Genomic DNA, 17529 nt, shown 5'->3' on the forward strand with positions numbered 1-17529 from the left:
CCCGCCCGTGCACCGTCCTCCCACCGCCGAGGCCGAACTGGCCGCCGAACTCGCCGGCGTGCGCCCCGCGCTCGGCGCGGGGTTCGCGGCCGAGCTGCCCGGCGCCCGCGCGGCCGTGCTGACCCGCCTGTGGCGGGCCCTCGCGTACGAGCCGCTGCCGTGGATCGCCCGCCGGGAGCACGACGGCGAGGGGCTGACGCTGGTCCTCGCCGACGGGCGGCGGCTGCATGGCCCGGCCGCCGACCCGTACGCCACGAGCGGGTACGTGTCCGAAGTCACCCTGGACGGCGCGGCGCACGACGACGCCGCCCGGCTGCTGACCGGGCTGGCCGTGCCGCACGGCGGGGGCTTCGCCGGGGAACTCGACCACAGCGCGGCCTCGTTGGCGCTGTCCCGCGCCGACCAGGACCCCGCCGCCGGGCACCCGGTGCCGTCCCGGCCGGACTGGGAGTGGGAGCAGCGGGTGGTGGACGGGCACCCGTACCACCCCAACTGCCGCTCCCGGCCGGGGTTCTCGGTCGCGGAGCAGTTGGCGTACGGGCCGGAGCACCGGCCCGACCACGTGCGGCTGGGTCTGCTGCCGGTGCCCGCCGACGCGTGCCTGGTGTCCGGCGGATGGCCGGACGAACTGCGCGACGGGGAGCGGCTGTTGATCCCGGTGCATCCGTGGCAGGCGGCGCATGTGCTGAAGCGGGTGTGCGAGGACGGGCTGGCGGCGCATCCGCTGATGTCGCTGCGGACGCTCGCCGTCGCGGGCGGCCCGCATGTGAAGACGGCGCTGAGCACGCGGCTGACGTCGTCGGTGCGGGACATCTCCATCGGTTCGGTGGCGGCGTCGGCCGCGCTGTCGGCGTTCGCCGAGGGCCTGGCGGGGCACACCGGGGGGCTGGTGCGGATGACCCGCACCCTGGGCGCGGTGACCGCCGACTCGCCCGATCTGGCGGCCGTGCTGCGGGAGTCGCCCGCCGCGTACGCGGACCCGGGGGCGGGCGAGTACGTCGTCCCGGTCGCCGCGCTCGTCACCACCGGCCTGCCTCAATCTCCTGTCTGGCTGGCGGAGTTCGCGCGGCTGGCGCTGACGGGCGGGCTGCGGCTGCTGGAGCTGGGGGTGGCGCTGGAGGCGCACGGGCAGAACCTGCTGGTCGTGCTCTCCGCCTCGGGGCGGCCGCTGCGGCTGGTCTACCGGGACCTGGCCGACATCCGGGTCAGCCCGGCCCGGCTGGCGCGGCACGGTGTCGCCCTGCCGCCGGACCTGCCGGAGCGCATCCTGACCGACGATGTCACCGCGCTGCGGCGGAAGTTGTTCGGGTCGCTGGTGGCGGGCGCGCTGGCGGCCACCGCCGGGAACCGGGAGGCGCTGCGCGCGGCGCTGGCGGCGGCCGTCCCGGACCTGCCGGAGACGGCGGACCTGCGGGCGCTGCGCGAGGAGCCGCTGCCGGTGAAGGCGCTGACGCTGATGCGGCTGTCGCCGGGCGGGTCGGGCGACCGGTGGGCGCTGCTGCCGAACCCCCTGGCGGGCGAGGAGTTCTGAGACCGTTTTGAAGCGGGACACCGCGGGTCAATAGGATCCGCCGATGATCAGAACACAACGGCTGGCGGCGGGCCTGTGCGCCCTGCTCGCCGCGTTCACGGCCGGGTTGGCTTTCCCGGCCGGGGCGGTCGCCGACGAGACCACAGCCAACGCGCCGAAGGTCGACCTGGTCCTCGACGTCAGCGGTTCCATGCGGGCGAAGGACATCGACGGAGGGTCGCGGATGGCCGCGGCCAAGCAGGCGTTCAACGAGGTGCTGGACGCCACGCCCGAGGAGGTCCGGCTCGGCATCCGCACCCTCGGGGCGAACTACCCCGGCGACGACCGCAAGACGGGCTGCAAGGACACCGCGCAGCTCTACCCGGTCGGGCCGCTGGACCGGACCGAGGCGAAGACGGCGGTGGCGACCCTCACGCCCACCGGCTGGACGCCGATCGGTCCGGCCCTGCTGAAGGCGGCCGACGACCTGGACGGCGGTACGGGCTCCAAGCGCATCGTGCTGATCAGTGACGGCGAGGACACCTGCGCGCCGCTCGACCCGTGCGAGGTGGCCCGCGAGATAGCCGCCAAGGGCATCGGCCTGACCATCGACACCCTGGGTCTGGTGCCCAACGTGAAGATGCGGCAGCAGCTGAGCTGCATCGCGGAGGCCACCGGCGGCACCTACACCTCGGTGGAGCACACCGACGAACTCGCCGACAAGGTGAACCAGTTGGTGGACCGGGCGGCCGACCCGGTGGTGACCCCGGTCGCCACGCAGGGCGCGGACACCTGCGCGAAGGCGCCCACGCTGAAGTCGGGTCTCTACACCGACCGCGAGGAGTTCGGGCAGCAGCGCTGGTACCGGGTCGACCTCGAACCCGGCAAGGAGCTGCGGGCGTCGGTGAGCGTGTCCGCGGACCGGGCCGTCGGCCCGCACTACGGGGTGCTGCTGCGCGCGGTGACTGTGCACGGCCGCGAGATGGTGCGCGGCGAGGCGGCGGGCACCGGCCGCACCGACGTGATCTCGGCGGGGCTGCGGCAGCCGAAGGCGGAGAGCGACGAGGACGACGCCCCGGCGGAGACCGTCTGCCTCCAGGTCACCCACTCCTACTCCGGGGCGTCCGGCGTGAAGACGACGCCGGGTCTGCCGCTGGAGCTGACGGTCGACGTGGTCGACGGCCCCTCGCAGGCGAGCGACGTGGCCGCCTTCGGGCTCGGCCGGGGCTGGTGGCTGCTCGGCGTGCTGGTGCTGGTCGGCTTCCTCGCGGGGCTCGTCTGGGGCTGGCTGTCGCGCTGGCGTGTCACGGTCTGGAGGACCAACTGATGCGGATCACCCGAGTGTTGAGCACGGCCCTGCTGGTGCTGGGTCTGGCCGCGGCTCCGGCCGCCGCCGACTCCACCCCGTCCCCGAGCACGTCCGGCGACGCGAAGGCGCCGACCTCGGCGGGCACGTCGTTCCGTACGGCGGTCGAGGTCGACCAGGGGCAGACGGCCACCGCGAGCGCCTCGACCGGTGACTACCTGTACTGGTCGTTCCCCGCGGACACGGGCCAACGGCCCACGGTGACCGCGAAGGTGAAACTGCCGGAGCAGCACGCCGGGCAGCGCTGGCAGGTCGACGTGTACGACGGTCTGCGCCGCCGCCAGGCCTGCCAGTACGGCGCGCAGACCCGGACGGCCGCACCGGGCACCGCCTCCGTGGAGCTGGCCTGCGTCCTGCGCACGGTCCGCGCCTGGTCGGAGCCGTGGGCTGATGACCCGCTGCCGGGCACGTACTACGTCCGGCTGACGGCGACCGGGCTGAAGACGTCCGACCTCGGACTGCCGGTCGGCGCCGAACTGCGCGTCGACTCCAAGGACATCGGCGGCGCGGCGGCGGTGGACGGTTCGCTGGCCGAGCCGCTGGTGCCGGGCGTGGCCGTCAAGTCCGCGCAGGAGGAGGACGACGCGTCGGCGGGGGCCGTGCTGTCGAGCCTGGAGCCCGACGACGGCTGGACGTCGGGCTGGTGGTCCGACCGCTGGGTGTGGACCGGGATCGGCGCGGTGCTGGCCGCGCTGGCGGGCATCGGCGGCTACACGCTGACGCGCGGACCGGGACGGCCCCGGCACGTGCCGCCGGGCGCCTGACCGGCTCCACGTCCGACGGCCCCGGAGGGCCCACCGCGTCCGCGCGGTGGGCCCTCCGCCCGTTCACGCCCCCGACGGCCGACGTGCCTGCCCGCATCCGCTCACGCCTCCCGCAGCTCCTTGGCGAGGGGGCCGTCGCCGCCGACCTCGACGCGCCCGGCGCGCACCGCGTCGAGCAGGTCCAGGGTGCCGCGCGCGACGGCGGCCGAGGTGTCGGCGTCCAGGGCGAGGCGGGCGTCCGGCTCGCGGGGCGCGGGCCCGTCGCCGTACACCGCACCGTCCGGCGCGGCACCGGCACCGGCGTAGAGGTGGAACACGCCCTCCTCCAGGCGGACTTCGACGAGGCCCTGCCCCGGCAGGCGGCGCAGCAGCGGCAGGGCGAACCAGTGGGCGCGGACGGCGTCGGTGGGCCCGCGCTCCCCCAGCTCGCTCTCGCCCCAGGCGCCGAGGGCCTGCACCACCGGCAGCAACGCGCGTCCCCGCTCGGTGAGTTCGTAGACGTACGCGGCCGAGGGCGGGGGCATCCGGCGGCGCCCGGCGAGTCCGTCGCGCTCCATGTCCCGCAGCCGTCCGGCGAGGACGTCGGTGCTGACGCCGGGCAGGTCGGCGTGGAGGTCGGTGTAGCGGCGCGGCCCGGCGAGCAGTTCCCGGACGATCAGCAGGGTCCAGCGGTCGCCGACGAGGTCGAGGGCGCGGGCGGCGGAACAGTACTGGTCGTAGCTTCGGCGGCGAGACATGCGACGCAGTCTAGACATGTCGTTGGACTTTCCAAGCGGGAACTTGGTAAAACCAAGCAACACCAGATACCGGAGGGGCGCATGGAGTTCCGGCAGTCGAACAAGCTCAGCGAGGTCTGCTACGAGATCCGGGGCCCGGTGATCGCGCACGCCAACGCGCTGGAGGAGGCGGGCCACAGCGTGCTGCGCCTCAACACCGGCAACCCCGCGCTCTTCGGGTTCGAGGCGCCCGAGGAGATCCTCCAGGACATGATCCGGATGCTCCCGCAGGCCCACGGCTACACGGACTCGCGCGGCGTCCTGTCCGCCCGGCGGGCCGTGGCGCAGCGCTACCAGACGCTGGGCCTGGCGGTCGACGTCGACGACGTGTTCCTCGGCAACGGCGTCTCCGAGCTGGTCTCCATGGCCGTACAGGCGCTGATCGAGGACGGCGACGAAATCCTGGTCCCCGCACCGGACTTCCCGCTCTGGACGGCCGTCACGACGCTGGCCGGCGGCAAGGCCGTGCACTACCTCTGCGACGAACAGGCCGAGTGGTACCCGGACCTGGACGACATGGCGGCGAAGATCACCGACCGCACCAAGGCCGTCGTGATCATCAACCCCAACAACCCGACGGGCGCGGTCTATCCGAAGGAGATCGTCGAGGGCATCCTCGATCTGGCCCGCCGCCACGGCCTGATGGTCTTCGCGGACGAGATCTACGACCAGATCCTCTACGACGACGCCGTCCACCACTCGGCCGCCGCGCTCGCCCCCGACCTGGTCGTCCTCACCTTCTGCGGCCTGTCCAAGACCTACCGCGTCGCCGGATTCCGCTCGGGCTGGCTCGTGGTGACCGGCCCGAAGCAGCACGCGAAGGACTACCTGGAGGGCCTCACGATGCTGGCCTCCATGCGGCTGTGCGCCAACGCGCCCGCCCAGTACGCCATCCAGGCCGCGCTCGGCGGCCGCCAGTCCATCCGCGAACTCACCGCGCCCGGCGGCCGGTTGTACGAGCAGCGGCAGGTCGCCTGGGAGAAGCTCAACGAGATCCCCGGCGTGAGCTGCGTCAAGCCCAAGGGCGCCCTGTACGCCTTCCCGCGCATCGACCCCAAGGTGCACGCCATCCACGACGACGAGAGGTTCGTCCTCGACCTCCTCCTGCGGGAGAAGATCCAGGTCGTCCAGGGCACCGGCTTCAACTGGCCCCGCCCCGACCACTTCCGCATCCTGACCCTCCCGCACGCGGAGGACCTGGAGGCGGCGATCGGCCGCATCGGCCGCTTCCTCGGCGGCTACCGGCAGTAGGCGCCGTCGGCACACGCCCTGCCCCCCGCCCTGCGGGACAGGGCGGCGTGTGGCACGGTTCTGCTGAGTGGAAGGATGGGGCGCATGGGTGATCTGTTTCTGGTGCGGCACGGGGAGACCGCGTGGTCGCGCAACGGGCGGCACACCGGCAGCACCGACGTCCCCCTCACCGAGCACGGGCGGGACGAGGCGCGGCGGCTCGTCCCGCTGATCCGGTCGCACCGGATCGGCGCCTCCTTCGTCAGCCCCCTCCAGCGCGCGCGGGAGACGGCCGAGCTGATCGGACTCCACGAGCCGGAGGTCGACGCCGACCTGCGCGAGTGGGACTACGGCGGCTACGAGGGCATCACGACCCCGGAGATCCAGCGGGAGCGGCCGGGCTGGTTCCTGTTCACCGACGGGGTCGCGCCGGGGCCGCCCGAGCACCCCGGCGAGAGCCCGGAGCAGGTCGGGGAGCGGGCGGACCGGATGCTCGCCAAGGCGGACGCGGCGCTCGCCAACACCGAGGGCTGTGTCGTGCTGGTGGCCCACGGGCACTTCCTGCGCGTCCTCACGGCCCGCCGCCTGGGCCTGCCCCCGTCGGCGGGCGCCCTGTTCCAGCTGGCCACCGGCACCCTCGGGCGGCTCGGCACCGAGCACGGGCGGCATGTGATCGCCGCCTGGAACATCCGCCCCGGAGCCTGACGACGGCCCGACGACCGCCCGGCCCCCGCCCGACCGCGTGCGGCGGCCGGTGCGGCCCATGCGGCCGATCATGTGTCGGAGCCACCCTCTAGGGTGGAGGCACGGTCGCGGTCCGCGCCGGGAAAGGCAGCAGAGGGCACCACGGATGAGCAACTTCTGGTCGATCTACGAGCACGGTTTCGCGCGCGTCGCCGCCTGCACCGGCCACGCCGCGATCGCGGAGCCGCAGGCCAACGCCGAGGCGGTCCTGCGCCAGGCCCGCCACTGCGCCGAGGACGGCGTCGCCGTCGCCGTCTTCCCCGAGCTGTGCCTGACCGGCTACTCCATCGAGGACCTCCTCCTCCAGGACGCGGTCCTCGACGAGGTGGAGGCGGCGCTCGCGGCCGTCGTCACCGGTTCGGCCGAGCTGCCGACCGTGCTCGCCGTCGGCGCGCCGCTGCGCCACCGCAACCGGCTCTACAACTGCGCGGTCCTCGTCCACCGCGGCCGGGTCCTGGGCGTCGCCCCGAAGTCGTACCTGCCGAACTACCGCGAGTTCTACGAGAAGCGGCAGATCGCGGCCGGGGACGACGAGCGCGGCGGCACGATCCGGGTCGGCGGGCTCGACGTGACGGTGCCGTTCGGCACCGACCTGCTGTTCACCGCCGAGGACGTCCCCGGCCTCGTCCTCTTCGCGGAGATCTGCGAGGACATGTGGGTGCCGGTGCCGCCGAGCGCGGAGGCGGCGCTCGCCGGGGCGACCGTGCTGCTCAACCTCTCCGGGAGCCCGATCACGGTGGGCCGCGCCGAGGACCGGCGGCTGCTGTGCCGCTCGGCGTCCGCGCGCTGCACCGCCGCCTACGTCTACGCGGCGGCCGGACTGGGCGAGTCGACCACGGACCTCTCGTGGGACGGCCAGACCATGATCTACGAGAACGGCGCGCTGCTCGCCGAGACCGAGCGGTTCGCGCAGACCGACCAGTACGCGACGGCCGACGTCGACCTGGACCTGCTGCGCCAGGAGCGGATGCGGACCGGCTCCTTCGACGACAACCGCCGCACCCACGCCGCCCGCACCGCCGGTTTCCGCGAGGTGGCGTTCCGCCTCGACCCGCCCCGCACCGACCTCGGGCTGCGCCGCCGCGTCGAGCGGTTCCCGTTCGTGCCCGCCGACGCCGAACGCCTCGCCCAGGACTGCTACGAGGCGTACAACATCCAGGTCGCCGCGCTCCAGCAGCGGATGGCGTCGATCGGCGACCCGAAGATCGTCATCGGTGTCTCGGGCGGCCTCGACTCCACGCACGCGCTGATCGTCGCCGCGAAGGCGATGGACCGCGCGGGCCGCCCGCGCACCGACATCCTCGCCTTCACCCTCCCCGGCTTCGCCACCGGCGACCACACCAAGGGCAACGCGCACCGGCTGATGAAGGCGCTCGGCGTGACCGCCGCCGAACTGGACATCTCCCCCACCGCCCGCCTGATGCTCCAGGAGATGGGCCACCCGTTCTCCTCCGGCGAGCCGGTCTACGACATCACCTTCGAGAACGTGCAGGCCGGTCTGCGCACCGACTACCTGTTCCGGCTGGCCAACCAGCGCGGCGGGATCGTCCTCGGCACCGGCGACCTCTCGGAGCTGGCCCTCGGCTGGTGCACGTACGGCGTCGGCGACCAGATGAGCCACTACAACGTCAACGGCGGCGTCCCGAAGACGCTGATCCAGCACCTCATCCGGTGGGTGATCAGCAGCGGCCAGTTCGCGGCGGAGGAGGGCGCCGACGCCACGCTCGCCGCGATCCTCGACACCGAGATCAGCCCCGAGCTGGTGCCCGGCGAGGAACTCCAGTCGACCGAGTCGAAGATCGGCCCGTACGCCCTGCACGACTTCAGCCTCTTCCACGTGCTGCGGCACGGCTTCCGGCCGTCGAAGATCGGGTTCCTCGCCTGGCACGCCTGGCACGAGCGGGACGCGGGCGCCTGGCCGCCCGGCTTCCCCGAGGCGGACCGCACGGCGTACGACCTGCCCGAGATCCGGCACTGGCTGGAGTACTTCCTCCGCCGCTTCTTCGGGTTCGCCCAGTTCAAGCGCTCGGCCCTGCCGAACGGGCCGAAGGTGCTGGCGGGCGGCTCGCTCTCGCCGCGCGGCGACTGGCGGGCCCCCTCCGACAGCACGGCCAGGGCCTGGCTGCGGGAGCTGGAGCGCTGGGAACTGCCCGGCACCGAGGGCTGACCGGGGAGCGGGACCCGGCAGGGGGCGTCGTCCGGGCGCAGTGTCAGTGGGGCGTCGTACGCTGCGAAGGACCTGGTCGGGACCGTTTCGTCGGGGAGGGGACGCCGTGACACGACCGCCCACCGCCGCGCAGCGCCGGGTGATCGACGCCGCCGACCCCGTCACCGGACGGCTGCGGGGCACGCCCGCCCAGCTCGCCGCGCTGGTCGCCCGCGGCCTCGCCTTCCGGCACCCGCGCCCGCCCCACGACCACTTCCTGACCCCGGCCGGACACCGCGTACGGGACGCCCCGCCCGGACAGGACCCGCCGGGACAGGGCGCGGCCGGGCAGGACGGGCGTACGGAGCCCGCCGCCGGGGCGGTACGGCCCTCCGAGGCGCCCGGCGGGGTCTTCGCGGCCCGCGTCGGCGGCGAGGAGCGGCCCCCCGCGGGCGGACCGGCCCGTGTGCGGGAGGTGCACAGCGCCTGGCAGGGCCTGCTGGAGCTGCGCCGGATGACCAACCCCGACAGCGCGGTGGACCGGCCGTGCGGCTGGGAGCGGACGCATCTCGTGCGGGCCGCCGCGCTCGCCCTGGAGGCGGCGGGGCACCCGCCCGCCGGACCCGGCGGCGACGACGGCTACCGGGTGCGCGCCACCCCCCAGCCCGACGCCGTAGCCGTCCACGGCCCGCGCACCGGCGGCACCCTGACCGCCTGCGCGGCGACGCTCACGGCGGCGGGCTGGCAGACGAGCGAGCACACCGAACCCCGGACACGGGCGCGCTACCTGCTGGCCTCGCCCCGCCGGGTGTGACGGGCGGACCGGCGCGGCCCCGGCCCGGCCCGCGTGCCAAGATCGGTGCACAGCACACAGATCACGCCGTCGAGGCGCCGTACAGAAAGGGGCCGGCCGTGAGCGAGCCGTTCTCCGTCCGGGTCACCGTCCGCGGGTACGAGACCGACACCCAGGGCCACCTCAACCAGGCCGTGTACCTCAACTACGCCGAGCACGCCCGCTGGTCGCTGCTCCAGGCCGCCGGCATCACCCAGGCCGGGCTGGTCGCCGGGGGCGTCGGGCCGGTCGCGCTGGAGACGACCGTCCGCTACCGGCGGGAGCTGCTGGCCGGGGACGAGGTCGACGTGACCTGCGTCTTCGACTGGGGCACCGGGAAGACGTTCCGGATCGAGCAGGTCATCCGCAAGACGGACGGCACGGTCGCGGCCGAGGTGTCCGGGGTCGGCGGCCTGCTGGACCTCACCGCGCGGCGGCTCATCGAGGACCCGCGCGCCCACTTCCGGAAGCTGGCGGCCGACCCGGCTCTGTTCGGCCTCTGAGCCGGACGCGCGGACCGCGCCGCTATGCCAGGTCCTCGGGGCGGGTCCGCAGCTTCGCCGCGATCCGGGCCAGCGCCCGCTGGTCGGCGGCGGTCAGCGGGTCGAGGACCAGGCGGCGGACCGCGTCGACATGGGTCGGCGCCGCCTCGACGACCTTCTCGTAGCCCGCGTCGGTCAGCGCGGCCAGCGTGAAGCGGCCGTCCTCGGGGTCGGGGTGGCGCTCCACCCAGCCCCGCTGCTCGAAGCGCTTCACCACGTTGGAGAGCCGGGAGAGCGAGCCGTTCGCCAGGTAGGCCAGCTCGCTCATCCGCAGCCGCCGCTCCGGGCTCTCGGAGATGTGGCTCAGGGTCAGGTACTCGAAGAGGGTCAGCCCGGAGGCCCGCTGGAGCGGCGACTCCAGCCGCCCCGGCAGCAGCAGGACGAGCGACACCAGCCCCGTCCACGCCTCTTTCTCGGCCGCGTCCAGCCACAGGGGCTCGTCGGCGCCGGTCACCGGGGGTCCGCTGGTCATGACGGCCAGCCTACCAAGCCGCGATCACTTCACCCATGAAGCCGTCACCCCACCTCATGACTTCACGCATGAAGCGAACAAGTGGTACGTTCACTTCATGCGTGAAGTCATTGACACCGTGGACCAGACGACGGACGAGACCGTGCCCGCGACCGAGAGCGAGAGGCCCGCCATGACCACCACCAGCACCGGCACACCCACCGGGGACGTCGGAACGGACACCGCGACGGACACCGCACCGGCCGCAGGAACAGGCACCGGGACGGGCGCGCGCTCGGCCGCGCCCGAGTTCCACGTCACCCCCGGCTACGGCGACCATCTGCTCGCCACGCTGCGCTACAGCCAGGCGGTCCGGATCGGGGACCGGGTCGAGATCTCCGGGCAGGGCGGCTGGGACGACGACTGGACGTTCCCGGAGTCCCTGGAGGACGAGATCGTCCGGGCCTTCGACAACGTGGAGCGGACCCTCGCGCAGGCGGGGGCGGGCTGGCCGGACGTCGTCGCCGTGAACTCGTACCACCTGCCGAGCGCACCGGACACGATCGGTGCGGACCACAACCGGGTGATGGTGGCCCAGTTCCGTGCGCGGATGGGCGAGCGCGCGCCGATCTGGACGCAGACCGGGGTGCCCGCGCTCGGGGCGCCGGGGATGCGGATCGAGATCCGGGTCACCGCCGTGGTCGGCCACCGGGACGCCTGACCCCGGAGCGGCGGGGTCAGCGGGCGGCGATCTCCGCGAGGCGGCGGGCCTCGGCGCGGGTGGCGCGGGCGATGGCGTCCTCGTCGGCGGTGAGCAGCCGTCCGTCCTCGACGATCTGACAGCCGTTCACGAAGGAGGCGGTGACGGGTGCGGGGGCGCCGAGGACGAGGGCGGCCACCGGGTCGGCGATGGAGGCGTGGGCGAGGGTGTCCATCCGCCACAGCACGAGGTCGGCGAGCTTGCCCGGCTCCAGCGACCCGATCTCGCCCGCGCGGCCCAGCACTTGGGCGCCGCCGTAGGTGCCGAGGCGCAGGGCCTGCCGGGCGGTGAGGGCGTGTTCGCGGTGCGGGCCGAGGCGGTTGACGAGGAGGGCGTTGCGGAGTTCGGTGTGGAGTTCACCGGACTCGTTGGAGGCGGTGCCGTCGACGCCGAGGCCGACGGGGACCCCGGCGGCGAGCAGGTCGGGGACGCGGGCGATCCCGGCGGCGAGGCGGGCGTTGGAGGAGGGGCAGTGGGCGACGCCGGTGCGGGTGCGGGCGAAGGCGTCGATGTCGGCGTCGTTCATGTGGACGCAGTGCGCCATCCACACGTCGTCGCCGAGCCAGCCGGTGGAGGCGAAGTAGTCGGTCGGGCCCATGCCGAACAGCTCGTGGCAGAACTTCTCCTCCTCGACGGTCTCCGAGCCGTGGGTGTGCAGCCGCACACCGAGGGAGCGGGCCAGCTCGGCTCCCTGCCGCATGAGCGCGGTGGAGACGGAGAAGGGGGAGCAGGGTGCGACGGCGATCCGGGTCATCGCGTCGGGGGCGGGGTCGTGGTGGCGCCGTACGGTCTCCTCGGTGGCGGCGAGGGCGCCGTCCAGGGTCTCGACGGCGAAGTCCGGGGGCAGGCCGCCGTCCTTCTGGCCGCGGTCCATGGAGCCGCGGGCCAGGGTGAAGCGGACGCCCATGTCGCGGGCGGCGCCGATGATCGCGCCGGAGAGGTCGCCGGAGCCGTGCGGGAAGACGTAGTGGTGGTCCATGGCGGTGGTGACGCCGCCGCGGGCCATCATCGCGAGGCTGCCCCGCGCGGCGGCGCGGACCATGGGTTCGTCGATGCGGGCCCAGGTCGGGTAGAGGGCGACCAGCCAGTCGAAGAGGTTGTGGTCGGTGGCCAGGCCCCGGGTGATCCACTGGTAGAAGTGGTGGTGGGTGTTGACCAGGCCGGGGGTGACCAGGTGTCCGGTGGCGTCGATGCGGCGGGCCACGTCCGTCAGCCCCTCGGGGGCGGGGCCCGCGCCGACCGACTCGATCCGGTGACCGGCGAGGACGACATGGCCGTCGGCGAACTCGGTGCCGTCGGCGTCCACTGTCGCGATCGCGGCGTTCTCGATGACGATGCGCCGGTCTGCTGCCATGGGTGGGGGTCCTTTGCGAGGGGAGCCGGGGGCGACGGGGTGCGTGGGTCGGGGCCGGGGCGGCGGGGTCAGGGGTGGGTGAGGTCGGCGGGTATGCGGGCCTCGCGGCCGTCCCGCAGCACGGTCGCCTCGATCAGGCCGTAGGGGCGGTCGGCGGCGAGGTAGACCTCGTTGTCGTTCTCCAGGCCGAACGGCGTCAGGTCGACGAGGAAGTGGTGCTGGTTGGGCAGGGAGAAGCGGACCTCGTCGATCTCGTCGCGGTGCTCGATGATCCGGGCGCCCATCCGGTGGAGCGTCTGCTGGAGGGAGAGCGAGTAGGTCTCCGCGAACGCCCGCAGCAGGTGGCCCTTGGTCGCCGCGTACGACTCCTCCCAGTCGGGGGCCGGTTCGGCGTCGTCGCTCCAGGCGAAGCGCCAGCGGCCGGAGACACGGGTGGCGAGAACGCGGTCGCGGGCCTCGGGCAGGGTCGTGTACCTGTCCTTGACGTAGCCCCGGAACTCGGAGTCCGTGGAGTTGAGGACGACCAGGTCGGTGAGGCCGGAGACGATCTCCCAGGACGTGCCGTCGAAGGTGATCTGGGTGAGGCGGGTCTCCTGGCCCGCGCGGACGAAGGAGTGCCGCGGGACGTCGGAACAGGCGTCCTCCGCCGCGCTGTCGGTCTCGATGCGGTCCCACGCGTACTCCTCGATCCGGACGCGGGCCCGGTGGATGGAGTCCTGCGAGGTGACGAAGTGGCGGGCGAGGTGGATGCCGAACTGCTCGGCGGAGTCGATGCCGTGCTCCTTGGCGAAGGCGTACACGGTGTTCTTCATGGTGTCCGTCGGCAGGACGCGCGCGTTGGACCCGACGTGGTGCACCGCGTCCATGTCCCCGCTCAACGCCACCGACACGTTGAGGTCCTTGATGTGGTGGGTGGCACCGTCGCGCGTGATCCGGACGACCCGGTTCTCGGCCTTGCCGTACTGGTTCTGTCCCAGGATGGTGGGCATCTCCCGCTAGCTCCCTCGGTAGACGGAGTATCCGAACGGGCTGAGCAGCAGCGGCACATGGAAGTGCTCGCCCGGGACGACGGCGAACGTCACCGTCACCTCCGGGAAGAACACGCCGGGTCCGCCGGCCCGGTCCGCGGGGGCGTCCTGCCGCGCGTCGGCCGTCCGGTGGCCGGTCCGCCCGGCGGCGGTCCGGTCGAGGTACGGCTCCACGGCGAAGTCGAGCCGTACGTGGGTGGTGCCCTCCGGCGGGGCCGGGAGGTCCGCGCACCGGCCGTCGGTGTCGGTCGTGGAGCCGCCGAGCGGCCGCCAGCCGGTGTCGCGCCCGGCGCGGACGGCGAGCCGGACGGCGACCCCGGCGGCCGGGCGGCCGAGGCCGGTGTCCAGGATGTGCGTGGACACCGAGGCGGTGGTGCGGGTGCTCATGCGGGTCGGTCCTCTTCGACGAGCCGGGCCAGGCGGACCCGGTTGATCCTGCCCAGCTCGGTGCGGACGGTCGCGCGTTCGCGTTCCGGCGTGTCGCCGAGCCGCTCGCGGGCCGCGTCGCGCATCTCCTCGCCGGTGCGGCCGGTGGCGCAGATCAGGAAGACGTGCCCGAACCGCTCCTGGTAGGCCAGGTTCAGTTCCAGCATTTCGGCGCGCAGCGCCTCGGAGGCACCGGCCATGCCGCGCTGTTCGCGGGCGGAGACCGGGTCGCCGGGGCGGGGGCGGCCGATGGGCGGGTGCCCGGCCATCGCCTCGTCGAGGTCCGCGGCGGACAGGGCGGCGCTGGCGGTGTCGCTCTCGGTGTAGAGGGCGTCGGCGGTGGCGTAGGGACGGGCCGCCAGGAGGTGCTTCACCCAGGCCGTCGCGGCGCAGACCTCGTGGAGCGCGGCGTGGGCCGCGGGCTCCTCCAGAGCGTTGAGCCGGGCCAGTCCGGGGGGCGGGGAAGTCGACGTCACGGGCGCCTCCGTGGCCGTGGACGGCCGTCTCGGTGCACGGCCGCCCTGCTGGACGGGTGCGGTCAGCTAACGCCTCCCCGCGACATCGCGTCAACAGTTTGTTGAAAATTCCGGGTTACGAAACCGGGCCGGGCCCCGCGCCGGGCCGCCGGGTCCCCCCGCTGCGGCGGTCCGCGTCAGCCGCTCTTCTCGCGGTTGAGGTAGTTGTAGACGGTGAACCGGCTGACGCCGAGCGCGCCCGCGACGGTCTCCACGCCGTGCCGCACGGAGAAGGCGCCGCGCGCCTCCAGCACCCGTACGACCTCCTGCTTGGCCTTGCGGTCGAGATCGGCGAGGGGCTTGCCGCGCTGGCGCTCCATGGCGGCGAGGATGTGGTCCAGGGAGTCCGCGAGCTGCGGCAGCCGTACGGCGACGGCGTCGGCGCCCTCCCAGGCCAGGACGACGTCGTCGGGACCCGCCTCGCCCGGCGGGACCAGCTCCCCGCCCATGGCGTCCACCAGGGGCTTCACCGCGGCGATGAACGGCTCGCGCCCGGCGCCGGTCACGCGCCGCCCCCGACGGCACCGGAACCGTCGCCCCCGTCGGTCCGGCCGGTCCCGTCGGCTCCCTCGGACCCCTCGGCTCCCTCGGCTTCGAGGACGTTGACCTGGAGGGAGATGCGGGTGGCCCCGGCCGCCAGGCTCTGGCGGAGCAGGGTGTCGACGGTGCCGAGGATCGCCTCGGCGCCGCCCTCGGCGGTGTTGCCGAACGGGCCGACGTCCACGGTGTCCAGGTCGGCGGACTCGACGACCCGCCGGGCCACCAGCGCGTGCGCGGGCGCCTCGTCGAGGTCGAACGGCTCGGTGGTGAACTCGACTCTCAGCCGCACGGCGCGCCCCCTGTCGTTCTGCGTCTGCCCGACCCTAACGGACCGGCCCCGGCGGTCCGGGCAGGACCGACGAACACCCTCACGCTTCCGCCCGACAGAATTCATATTCCGTAATACGGATGGATAGGCTCGTGCGGTACGGGCCCCGCCGGTCCGGACCCTGTCCTCGCCCCGGAAGGGAGCGTCGCCCCCATGGGCTTCGCCGCACACCGCTACACCGTCAACCTGTCGATCCTCTTCACGGAGCTGCCGCTCCTGGAACGCCCGGCGGCCGCCGCCGAGGCCGGATTCCGCGCGGTCGAGCTGTGGTGGCCCTGGCCGGACTCCCCCGTGCCCGAGCGGTCCGCGCTCGACGGGCTGCGGGGCGCGATCGAGCGGGCGGGCGTCCGGCTCGCCGGGCTGAACCTCTACGCGGGCGAGCTGCCCGGCCCGGACCGGGGCGCGCTGTCCCTGCCCGGCGTGGAGTCGGAGCGGTTCCGCGCCAACGTCGACGTGGCGGCGGACTTCGCGCAGTCGCTGGGCTGCCGCGCGCTGAACGCGCTGTACGGCAACCGGGTCGCGGGCGTGGACCCGGCCAAGCAGGACGCGCTGGCCCTGGAGAACCTGGTCCTGGCCGCCCGCGCCGCCGACCGGATCGGCGCGGTCCTGCTGATCGAGGCGCTGAACCGGGTCGAGTCACCGGCGTACCCCCTGGTGTCCGCGGCGGCGGCCGTCGAGGTCGCCGACCGGGTGGACGCGGCCGGCGGGCTGGGCAACGCCCGCTTCCTGATGGACCTCTACCACCTGGCGGTCGACGGCGAGGACCTTCCGGCCGTCATCGACCGGTACGCCGCCCGCACCGGACATGTGCAGATCGCCGACGCCCCCGGCCGGGGCGCGCCCGGCACCGGCACCCTGCCGCTCGCCGACCTCCTGGACCGGCTGGCGAAGGCCGGGTACGACGGCCCGGTGGGCCTGGAGTACAAGCCGGGCGACAGCCCCGGCGCGGCGGCCTTCGACTGGCTGCCCACCGCGGCGCGCGGCGCCCGACCCATCCCGTAGGGGTGCCGTCGGGCACGGGGTGCGGATCGGGGCGGGCCGCCGGAGGCTGGGGGCATGGGCAATCCGACGCAGTACCCGCGCATCGTCGTCCACCCCCCGGCCCTCGACGGGTCCCGGCGGGTCACCGACGGGGACGCCGTCCTGGGGATCGCCACCCACCTGGACGACGTCGTGGAGATCCTCCGGCTGGCCGACCTGGACACCACCGAGGTGGAGGTGACCGACATCGTCGACTGGCAGGGCGGCGGCCCGGACGACTGGCCGGGACTGTCGGAGCACCATGAGCGCCACGAGGACCACGAGGACCACGAGCAGCCGTGACGCCGACGCCGTCGCCGCCGTCGTCGGCTGAGGGGTGCCGCGCGGCGGGGCGCGTGCGGTGGACCTGGCCGACGGTCGGACAGAAGGGGGGTGTCTGGAGGACTATGGGCGTCATGTCCGAGAGCGTGCCGGTGTGTTGCCCGGCCTGCGGGCGCGAGCGCCTCTACACCGCGCCGTCCTACCCCTGCGCGTGCGGCGCCCCGGTGGCCCCGGGGCTGGATCCGGGCGCCCCGCCGACGGCCGTGGTCCGGCGGGTCTGGGAGGACGAGTGGATCACCGTGCCGTGCGCGGCGTGCGGGCGGCGCGACGTGTGGCCGTACCCCGAACTGGGCTGCCCCTGCGGGACGGTGCTGCGGATAGCGGTCCACGGCGAGCGGGGCGGCTCGACCGGCGGGGAGGGCGGCGACGGCGGCCGCAGGGACCCGGCCGCACCGGGCGGGCGGGCACCGGCGCCCGGCGGGGCCGCCGCGCCGTCGCCGCCCTCGGCCCGGCGGCCGGTGCCCCCGCCCGTGCGCACCGCGCGGGACGCCGTCACCGCCGCCGTGCTGTATCTGCGGCGGCTCGGGCACACGGGCGTCCGGCGGGCCGACCAGCGGCCGGTGGCCGGGATCGGCCTCGCCGCGCGGGGGCTGCTGGCGCTGGTCGACCCGAGCGCGCACCCCGCCGGGCGCCGGGAGGTGGAGTGCCTGTGGCTGACGGCGATGACGGACGCCGCGGCCTGCGTCTACTTCTCCCTCGCGGGCTTCTCGGCGGACGCCCTCGCCCACGCCGACGCGCTGGGCGTCCCCCTGTTCGTCCTGGACCTCGACGGGACGCCCCAGCCGGTCAACGCGACGGCCGAACGCCTCGACGCCGACGCCCCCGGCCGGGACTGACCACGCGGCCCCGGCCGGA

The 17529-nt window shown here is 74.4% G+C and carries 20 protein-coding genes; 12 read left to right on the forward strand and 8 right to left on the reverse strand.

What is annotated here, in order from left to right; translation table 11 throughout:
- Positions 1–7 precede the first annotated feature (7 nt).
- The 3 genes from ACIQPQ_RS19895 to ACIQPQ_RS19905 are packed head-to-tail and all read left to right on the forward strand — an operon-like array spanning position 8 to position 3640.
- Positions 8–1531 (forward strand): IucA/IucC family protein, encoded by a 1524-nt coding sequence (locus ACIQPQ_RS19895; RefSeq protein WP_401305486.1) that lies wholly within the window; start codon positions 8–10, stop codon positions 1529–1531.
- Positions 1532–1574: 43 nt separating this feature from the next.
- Positions 1575–2837 (forward strand): vWA domain-containing protein, encoded by a 1263-nt coding sequence (locus ACIQPQ_RS19900; protein ID WP_401305488.1) that lies wholly within the window; start codon positions 1575–1577, stop codon positions 2835–2837.
- The gene (locus ACIQPQ_RS19905; RefSeq protein ID WP_401305490.1) at positions 2837–3640 is read left to right on the forward strand and encodes a hypothetical protein; all 804 of its coding nucleotides are present in this window, start codon (positions 2837–2839) and stop codon (positions 3638–3640) included. The genes ACIQPQ_RS19900 and ACIQPQ_RS19905 overlap by 1 nt, the downstream gene beginning before the upstream one ends.
- Positions 3641–3741: 101 nt before the next feature.
- On the opposite strand, the gene ACIQPQ_RS19910 is transcribed toward ACIQPQ_RS19905, so the two are convergent.
- Positions 3742–4377 (reverse strand): winged helix-turn-helix transcriptional regulator, encoded by a 636-nt coding sequence (locus ACIQPQ_RS19910; protein WP_401305492.1) that lies wholly within the window; start codon positions 4375–4377, stop codon positions 3742–3744.
- An 81-nt stretch (positions 4378–4458) separates the two neighbouring features.
- On the opposite strand from ACIQPQ_RS19910, the gene ACIQPQ_RS19915 reads away from it, so the two are divergent.
- From ACIQPQ_RS19915 to ACIQPQ_RS19935, 5 genes are all read left to right on the forward strand, one after another.
- Positions 4459–5667: a pyridoxal phosphate-dependent aminotransferase gene (locus ACIQPQ_RS19915; RefSeq protein WP_401305494.1), complete on the forward strand. Its 1209-nt coding sequence runs from the start codon at positions 4459–4461 to the stop codon at positions 5665–5667.
- Positions 5668–5751: 84 nt separating this feature from the next.
- Positions 5752–6351, forward strand: a complete 600-nt coding sequence (locus ACIQPQ_RS19920; protein ID WP_401305496.1) for a histidine phosphatase family protein — start codon at positions 5752–5754, stop codon at positions 6349–6351.
- Positions 6352–6496: 145 nt separating this feature from the next.
- Entirely contained in the window at positions 6497–8557 is a 2061-nt protein-coding gene (locus ACIQPQ_RS19925; RefSeq protein ID WP_401305497.1) for an NAD(+) synthase, read from the forward strand.
- A gap of 106 nt (positions 8558–8663) precedes the next feature.
- Positions 8664–9350 (forward strand): hypothetical protein, encoded by a 687-nt coding sequence (locus ACIQPQ_RS19930; protein WP_401305498.1) that lies wholly within the window; start codon positions 8664–8666, stop codon positions 9348–9350.
- Positions 9351–9448: 98 nt separating this feature from the next.
- On the forward strand, positions 9449–9871 hold the full coding sequence (locus ACIQPQ_RS19935) for an acyl-CoA thioesterase (protein WP_401305500.1): 423 nt from the start codon (positions 9449–9451) through the stop codon (positions 9869–9871).
- 22 nt (positions 9872–9893) lie between these two features.
- Here the strand turns inward: ACIQPQ_RS19935 and ACIQPQ_RS19940 are convergent, their stop codons facing one another.
- Positions 9894–10382 carry a MarR family winged helix-turn-helix transcriptional regulator gene (locus ACIQPQ_RS19940; protein ID WP_383777180.1) on the reverse strand — a complete coding sequence of 163 codons (489 nt, stop codon included), beginning with the start codon at positions 10380–10382 and terminating at the stop codon, positions 9894–9896.
- A 319-nt stretch (positions 10383–10701) separates the two neighbouring features.
- On the opposite strand from ACIQPQ_RS19940, the gene ACIQPQ_RS19945 reads away from it, so the two are divergent.
- Complete coding sequence (locus ACIQPQ_RS19945; protein WP_401305903.1) at positions 10702–11082, forward strand: Rid family hydrolase; 381 nt, start codon at positions 10702–10704, stop codon at positions 11080–11082.
- A 16-nt stretch (positions 11083–11098) separates the two neighbouring features.
- Here the strand turns inward: ACIQPQ_RS19945 and ACIQPQ_RS19950 are convergent, their stop codons facing one another.
- The 6 genes from ACIQPQ_RS19950 to ACIQPQ_RS19975 form a co-directional block, all read right to left on the reverse strand.
- Complete coding sequence (locus ACIQPQ_RS19950) at positions 11099–12475, reverse strand: 8-oxoguanine deaminase (RefSeq protein ID WP_401305501.1); 1377 nt, start codon at positions 12473–12475, stop codon at positions 11099–11101.
- A 68-nt stretch (positions 12476–12543) separates the two neighbouring features.
- Positions 12544–13464 carry a factor-independent urate hydroxylase gene (pucL, locus tag ACIQPQ_RS19955; protein WP_401305502.1) on the reverse strand — a complete coding sequence of 307 codons (921 nt, stop codon included), beginning with the start codon at positions 13462–13464 and terminating at the stop codon, positions 12544–12546.
- Between the two features lie 6 nt (positions 13465–13470).
- On the reverse strand, positions 13471–13890 hold the full coding sequence (gene uraH, locus ACIQPQ_RS19960; protein ID WP_401305504.1) for a hydroxyisourate hydrolase: 420 nt from the start codon (positions 13888–13890) through the stop codon (positions 13471–13473).
- Entirely contained in the window at positions 13887–14405 is a 519-nt protein-coding gene (gene uraD, locus ACIQPQ_RS19965; RefSeq protein WP_401305506.1) for a 2-oxo-4-hydroxy-4-carboxy-5-ureidoimidazoline decarboxylase, read from the reverse strand. The genes uraH and uraD overlap by 4 nt, the downstream gene beginning before the upstream one ends.
- A 176-nt stretch (positions 14406–14581) precedes the next feature.
- Positions 14582–14950: a helix-turn-helix domain-containing protein gene (locus tag ACIQPQ_RS19970; RefSeq protein WP_401305508.1), complete on the reverse strand. Its 369-nt coding sequence runs from the start codon at positions 14948–14950 to the stop codon at positions 14582–14584.
- On the reverse strand, positions 14947–15273 hold the full coding sequence (locus tag ACIQPQ_RS19975) for a hypothetical protein (RefSeq protein WP_401305510.1): 327 nt from the start codon (positions 15271–15273) through the stop codon (positions 14947–14949). The genes ACIQPQ_RS19970 and ACIQPQ_RS19975 overlap by 4 nt, the downstream gene beginning before the upstream one ends.
- 192 nt (positions 15274–15465) lie before the next feature.
- On the opposite strand from ACIQPQ_RS19975, the gene ACIQPQ_RS19980 reads away from it, so the two are divergent.
- From ACIQPQ_RS19980 to ACIQPQ_RS19990, 3 genes are all read left to right on the forward strand, one after another.
- A complete protein-coding gene (locus ACIQPQ_RS19980; RefSeq protein ID WP_401305512.1) occupies positions 15466–16314 on the forward strand; it encodes a TIM barrel protein in 849 nt (282 codons plus the stop codon).
- Positions 16315–16368: 54 nt separating this feature from the next.
- Positions 16369–16635 (forward strand): hypothetical protein, encoded by a 267-nt coding sequence (locus ACIQPQ_RS19985; protein WP_401305513.1) that lies wholly within the window; start codon positions 16369–16371, stop codon positions 16633–16635.
- 104 nt (positions 16636–16739) lie between these two features.
- Positions 16740–17510 carry a hypothetical protein gene (locus ACIQPQ_RS19990; RefSeq protein ID WP_401305515.1) on the forward strand — a complete coding sequence of 257 codons (771 nt, stop codon included), beginning with the start codon at positions 16740–16742 and terminating at the stop codon, positions 17508–17510.
- The last annotated feature ends 19 nt before the right edge of the window (positions 17511–17529 follow it).

It is taken from the genome of Streptomyces sp. NPDC091281, from assembly GCF_044757425.1.
GTDB lineage: Bacteria > Actinomycetota > Actinomycetes > Streptomycetales > Streptomycetaceae > Streptomyces.

Excerpts from the sequence above, each read along its gene's own strand:
- ACIQPQ_RS19900 (WP_401305488.1), top strand. The coding sequence starts at position 1,575 with ATGATCAGAACACAACGGCTGGCGGCGGGCCTGTGCGCCCTGCTCGCC.
- ACIQPQ_RS19905 (WP_401305490.1), top strand. The coding sequence starts at position 2,837 with ATGCGGATCACCCGAGTGTTGAGCACGGCCCTGCTGGTGCTGGGTCTG.
- ACIQPQ_RS19910 (WP_401305492.1), bottom strand. The coding sequence starts at position 4,377 with ATGTCTCGCCGCCGAAGCTACGACCAGTACTGTTCCGCCGCCCGCGCC.
- ACIQPQ_RS19915 (WP_401305494.1), top strand. The coding sequence starts at position 4,459 with ATGGAGTTCCGGCAGTCGAACAAGCTCAGCGAGGTCTGCTACGAGATC.
- ACIQPQ_RS19920 (WP_401305496.1), top strand. The coding sequence starts at position 5,752 with ATGGGTGATCTGTTTCTGGTGCGGCACGGGGAGACCGCGTGGTCGCGC.
- ACIQPQ_RS19925 (WP_401305497.1), top strand. The coding sequence starts at position 6,497 with ATGAGCAACTTCTGGTCGATCTACGAGCACGGTTTCGCGCGCGTCGCC.
- ACIQPQ_RS19940 (WP_383777180.1), bottom strand. The coding sequence starts at position 10,382 with ATGACCAGCGGACCCCCGGTGACCGGCGCCGACGAGCCCCTGTGGCTG.
- ACIQPQ_RS19950 (WP_401305501.1), bottom strand. The coding sequence starts at position 12,475 with ATGGCAGCAGACCGGCGCATCGTCATCGAGAACGCCGCGATCGCGACA.
- pucL (WP_401305502.1), bottom strand. The coding sequence starts at position 13,464 with ATGCCCACCATCCTGGGACAGAACCAGTACGGCAAGGCCGAGAACCGG.
- uraH (WP_401305504.1), bottom strand. The coding sequence starts at position 13,890 with ATGAGCACCCGCACCACCGCCTCGGTGTCCACGCACATCCTGGACACC.
- ACIQPQ_RS19980 (WP_401305512.1), top strand. The coding sequence starts at position 15,466 with ATGGGCTTCGCCGCACACCGCTACACCGTCAACCTGTCGATCCTCTTC.
- ACIQPQ_RS19985 (WP_401305513.1), top strand. The coding sequence starts at position 16,369 with ATGGGCAATCCGACGCAGTACCCGCGCATCGTCGTCCACCCCCCGGCC.
- ACIQPQ_RS19990 (WP_401305515.1), top strand. The coding sequence starts at position 16,740 with ATGGGCGTCATGTCCGAGAGCGTGCCGGTGTGTTGCCCGGCCTGCGGG.